We start from the raw sequence: 4,158 nt of genomic DNA on the forward strand, positions 1-4,158 counted from the left end.
AACGTTCTGCGTGGCGGACTCACTCCGAAGTATGTCGACGTGGAAGAACTCATGCGTGTGGTCGATACGACGGCGGGTGCGGTGCCGCTGGTCGAGCCCCACGGCGCCGGTGAGCTCGTTCGCTACGACGTCGGAGTGCCCGATTTCTCGCTCCTGCGTGTAGACGTGAATTCGGGGACCACCGCGCCCGTCGGATTGACCGGACCAGCGATTGCTCTGTGCGTCGCCGGTGATGTTTCCGTCGCCGCCTCGGGAATGCAGCTGCGGCTGAGCGCGGGCCAGGCGGTCTTCGTCACGGGGGAGCCCCAAGTCTCGATCTCGGGATCCGGCGAGGTCTTCATCGCCGAACCCGGACGGTAGTCATCACCCGCGACACGCCGGGAATTCCGCCAAGAAGGTTAAGGCGGCGATTGAGGGTTTACGATCTGCGACTTGACCGCAGCGAACTACACCGGTGTAATTACTGCAACACGCTGACCGCGTGGGGGAGTTCTTGAGGTGGGGAGAACGACATGTCGGCTTCGCAGTATCGGTCGGGTGTGCCGGACAACTGGTTCGTCGACCCGGTGCATCTCGGTGTGCCCGGTGTACGTCGCGTCGACCCCGAAGACGAGAACGCGCTCGCCTGGCAGACCGACGCGCTGTGCGCGCAGACCGATCCCGAGGCGTTCTTCCCCGAGAAGGGCGGCTCTACACGAGACGCCAAGCGCATCTGCAGTTCGTGCGATGTGCGCGGCGAGTGCCTGGAGTATGCGCTCCAAAACGACGAGCGGTTCGGGATCTGGGGCGGGCTCAGCGAGCGTGAGCGCCGCAAGCTCAAGCGCCGGGCGAGCTGACCGCCTGCGGGGTCGCAGTGCTCACGTGAGCCCTCGACCGGAAACGCCGGGCCCAAGGCGCCTGGGGCGGCGGACACAACCATAGGCTGACGGCGTCATGCCCGGCACTGTTCACGCGATCGTCGTCGTGCGTCCCGACGGTCGCACGTCCGCGGCGTACCACCTTCGTCGCACGGTCGCGTCCTTGGCGGGCGGTTCCCGGCGGCCCGATGCCGTGACACTGGCCGTGTGCGGGACCGATCCTGCTGTCGAAGACGCCCTCGAACCGGGCAGCCTTCCCGATCCCACCGCCGATGGGCGAGGCGTCCGCGTCATCCGTCTCGGGCGGCGGACGCGGTTCGCGGCGGCTGTGGCGAGCGCCGCCTTTGAACCGGGTCCTCGCGGCGGCACGGGTATGGATGCCGACCTGCTGTGGTTGCTCGCGCAAGACACCGCTCCCGAACCCGAGGCTCTAGCGCGCCTCGCCGGGCAGCTCGAGCTCTCACCCACGCTCGCGTTCGTGGCGCCCAAGCTCGTCCGCCATGACCGACCTGAGCGGATCGTGTCGCTCGGGGTCAGCATGACCCGCACGGGTGCGTCGGTGGAGCTGGCTGCGGGAGATCTTGACCAGGGCCAGCGCGATGGCATCACCGATGTGTTGGGCTCCGACATCCGCGCCGTGCTGGTGCGCGGGTCTGTCTTCCGTGCGTTGCGCGGGATCGACCCGGCCCTGCGCGACGCAGACGAGGGCCTTGACCCCGCGGTGGCGGCACGCCTCATGGGAGGACGCGTTGCACTGGCCCCCACCACGCGCGTCGGCGTTTCGGGCGATGGGGTTGCCGGGCTTCCGTTCGCTGAAACCGGTAGCCGGCGTCGCATGATCATCGCGCGACGCCGCGCGGCCCAGCTGCACCGACGCCTGACCTCTGCGCATCCGCTGCTGCTTGTTCCGATCTGGCTGTCGCTGCCGTTCCTTGCCCTCGGCCGCACGATCGCCCAGTTGGTGATGAAGGACCCGGGTCGAATCGCGGGGGAGTGGGCGGCCACGATTCTGGCGATGGTGCGCCTTGCCGCGATCGCGCGCGGCAGACGCCGTCTGCGCCGTCACCGCAGCGTGCCCTGGTCGAGGATCGCCTCTCTTCGCGTCTCGACCGCGCTCGCGCGCGAGCGTGCGGCCGAGCCCACCGAGCACGATCCCGACGCGCTCCCGCGTGGTGAGCTTCATTTCTTCGGCGGTGGCGGAGCCTGGCTCGTCCTCGCGATGGCAGCTGTCTCACTCGCTGCCTTCCCCGCCCTGCTAGCGTGGCCGGCGCTCGGTGGCGGAGCTCTCCAGCCGCTGCGAGACACCGTCGCAGGGCTCTGGGCTGATGCGGCGTACGGACTCCGACCAACGGGGTGGAACGTGTCGGGCCCGGCCGACCCGTTCTCGGCGGTCGTGGCGGTCATCGGCTCCCTCTGGCCTTTCGCGCCTAGCCGGGCTCTCGTCCTCCTGTGGCTGGCGGCTCTGCCGTTGGCAGCTCTCGGCGGGTGGTTTGCGGCGACGCGGATCACCGATCGTCCGGTGCTGCGCATCACTGCCGGTGTGGCGTGGGCGCTCGCGCCGACCTTCCTGGTTGCCCTGACCCAGGGCATCCCGACCGGTGTGATCGTGCACCTTCTGCTGCCGTGGCTGGTCTTTGCCGGTGCCGTCGCGCACCGCTCGTGGGTCCCGGCAGCAGCTGCCTCGCTGCTGGCCGCAGCTGTCATCGCCGCGGCTCCCTCGCTCGCTCCCGCGTTCGCCCTCGTCCTGCTCGCTGGGATCATTGCCGCCGCCGTGCGTCGTTCCGGAGCCGGCGTCGCACGGATGCTCTGGGTCGCCGTTCCGACGATCGTGATCTTTTTGCCCGTGGCATGGGCGCAGCTTCACGCGGCAAACCCCTGGGGGCTTCTCGCCGACCCCGGCGCCCCGATCGACGCCCTTGCGCAGACGGCGGATGCGGGAACGCGCCTGTGGGTTTCTCTCGGGTTCCCGGCCTCGAGCGGTGCAGGCTGGGCAGAGCTCTTTTCCGCCCTGCCACTGTGGGTTCCGGCAGCGCTGCTGGTGCCGATCGCGCTGCTGGCGGCATCCGCTGCTGCGACACCGCGATGGCCGGTCGGGCTTGCGCACCTCGCCCTGGTCGTGCTGGGCGTTGCCACAGCTGTGGCAGCCACCGCGATCGCGGCGCGCTTCGACGGCGCGAACGCTCTCACGCTGTGGCCGGGGGCGGGGCTGACTCTCGCGTGGTGGGGCATGGTGGGCGGCGCCATCCTGACACTCGATCAGCTCGGTCGGGCCGAGATGGCTCGGTTCCGACGGCATGCCGGAGCCGTCTCGGCATCCGCCGCAGTCGTCTGCATCGTGACTCTGGTGGTCCTGGCAGCCCCGGCCCTGACGGCGTGGGCGCGGGGTGCGACAGCCCTCACGAATGGTCCGACCAGCACGCTGCCGGCGTATGTCGAAGCCGACAGCGGTGGCGACACCGCGACAGGGACGATCGTGCTGACGGCCGAAGCCGACGGAAGCCTCGCCGCACGCGTGGTCTGGGGCGGCAGCGAGACCCTCGGTGCCCACAGCACCGTGCTCGAGACCCGGACGGCGGTGGATGACGCGTCAGCTCAGCTCGCTGCCACTGCTGCGGCGCTCGTAAGCTCGACCTCGCCCGACGCCGTTGCTGCGCTCGCTGAGCAGGGGATCGCTTTCGTGCTCCTCGCTCCCGGCGCCGACGCACCCGCGGCTGACGTGCTCCGGCGCGAGTCCGCCACAGCGCTCGATCAGCGCGATGACCTCGATCCTGTCGGGGCCACCGAACGGGGCGATCTGTGGCGTGTCACCTCTGACATCGCGGCCAGGCCGAGCGCCGAGAACCCGGCGGGGGGAATCGCGATCGAGATCCTTCAGATCGCGGTCATCGTGATCGCCCTGCTTCTTGCGGCACCGACGGGGGGGAGCCGGGCCCGTGCGCGGCAGCATCCGCGCATTGTGGGCCTGACACCCGCTGAGCGGGCGATGGATGCCGGAAGGGCTCGGCGCCTCGAGGACGGCGCGCAGGAGGCCCAGGCTCTGCCGAGCGAGCCGACGGGCGAGGAGGCTTCCTAATGCGTTTGTCAAGCGGCGTGTGGGGTGGCTTGGCTCCGGTAGGGGTCGCGGTTGCGGAGGACGGCGTGGAGCACGTTGACGCGTCGGCGGGCGAGGGCGAGGACGGCTTGGTGATGGGTCTTGCCTTCGGTGCGCTTGCGCCGGTAGTACGCCTTCGAGGTGGGGTCGCAGGTGATCGCGACGAACGCGGATTGGTAGAACACGCGTTTGAGCGCGCTATCGCCGGCG

Annotated in this window: 2 protein-coding genes and 2 pseudogenes; 3 read left to right on the plus strand and 1 reads right to left on the minus strand. The window is 69.9% G+C overall.

What is annotated here, in order from left to right:
- From Q1V87_RS05855 to Q1V87_RS05865, 3 genes and pseudogenes are all read left to right on the plus strand, one after another.
- Positions 1-360, plus strand: a pseudogene (locus Q1V87_RS05855) (mannose-6-phosphate isomerase, class I); the annotation flags it as partial.
- A 152-nt stretch (positions 361-512) separates the two neighbouring features.
- The gene (locus Q1V87_RS05860; protein ID WP_228177570.1) at positions 513-836 is read left to right on the plus strand and encodes a WhiB family transcriptional regulator; all 324 of its coding nucleotides are present in this window, start codon (positions 513-515) and stop codon (positions 834-836) included.
- Positions 837-933: 97 nt separating this feature from the next.
- A complete protein-coding gene (locus Q1V87_RS05865) occupies positions 934-3,930 on the plus strand; it encodes a glycosyl transferase (protein ID WP_300591247.1) in 2,997 nt (998 codons plus the stop codon).
- Positions 3,931-3,938: 8 nt separating this feature from the next.
- Here Q1V87_RS05865 and Q1V87_RS05870 read toward each other — a convergent pair.
- Positions 3,939-4,158 (minus strand): annotated as a pseudogene (locus Q1V87_RS05870) (IS110 family transposase); the annotation flags it as partial.

The sequence above is a fragment of the Microbacterium sp. genome, assembly GCF_030149085.1.
GTDB lineage: Bacteria > Actinomycetota > Actinomycetes > Actinomycetales > Microbacteriaceae > Microbacterium.

Excerpts from the sequence above, each read along its gene's own strand:
- Q1V87_RS05865 (WP_300591247.1), top strand. The coding sequence starts at position 934 with ATGCCCGGCACTGTTCACGCGATCGTCGTCGTGCGTCCCGACGGTCGC.
- Q1V87_RS05860 (WP_228177570.1), top strand. The coding sequence starts at position 513 with ATGTCGGCTTCGCAGTATCGGTCGGGTGTGCCGGACAACTGGTTCGTC.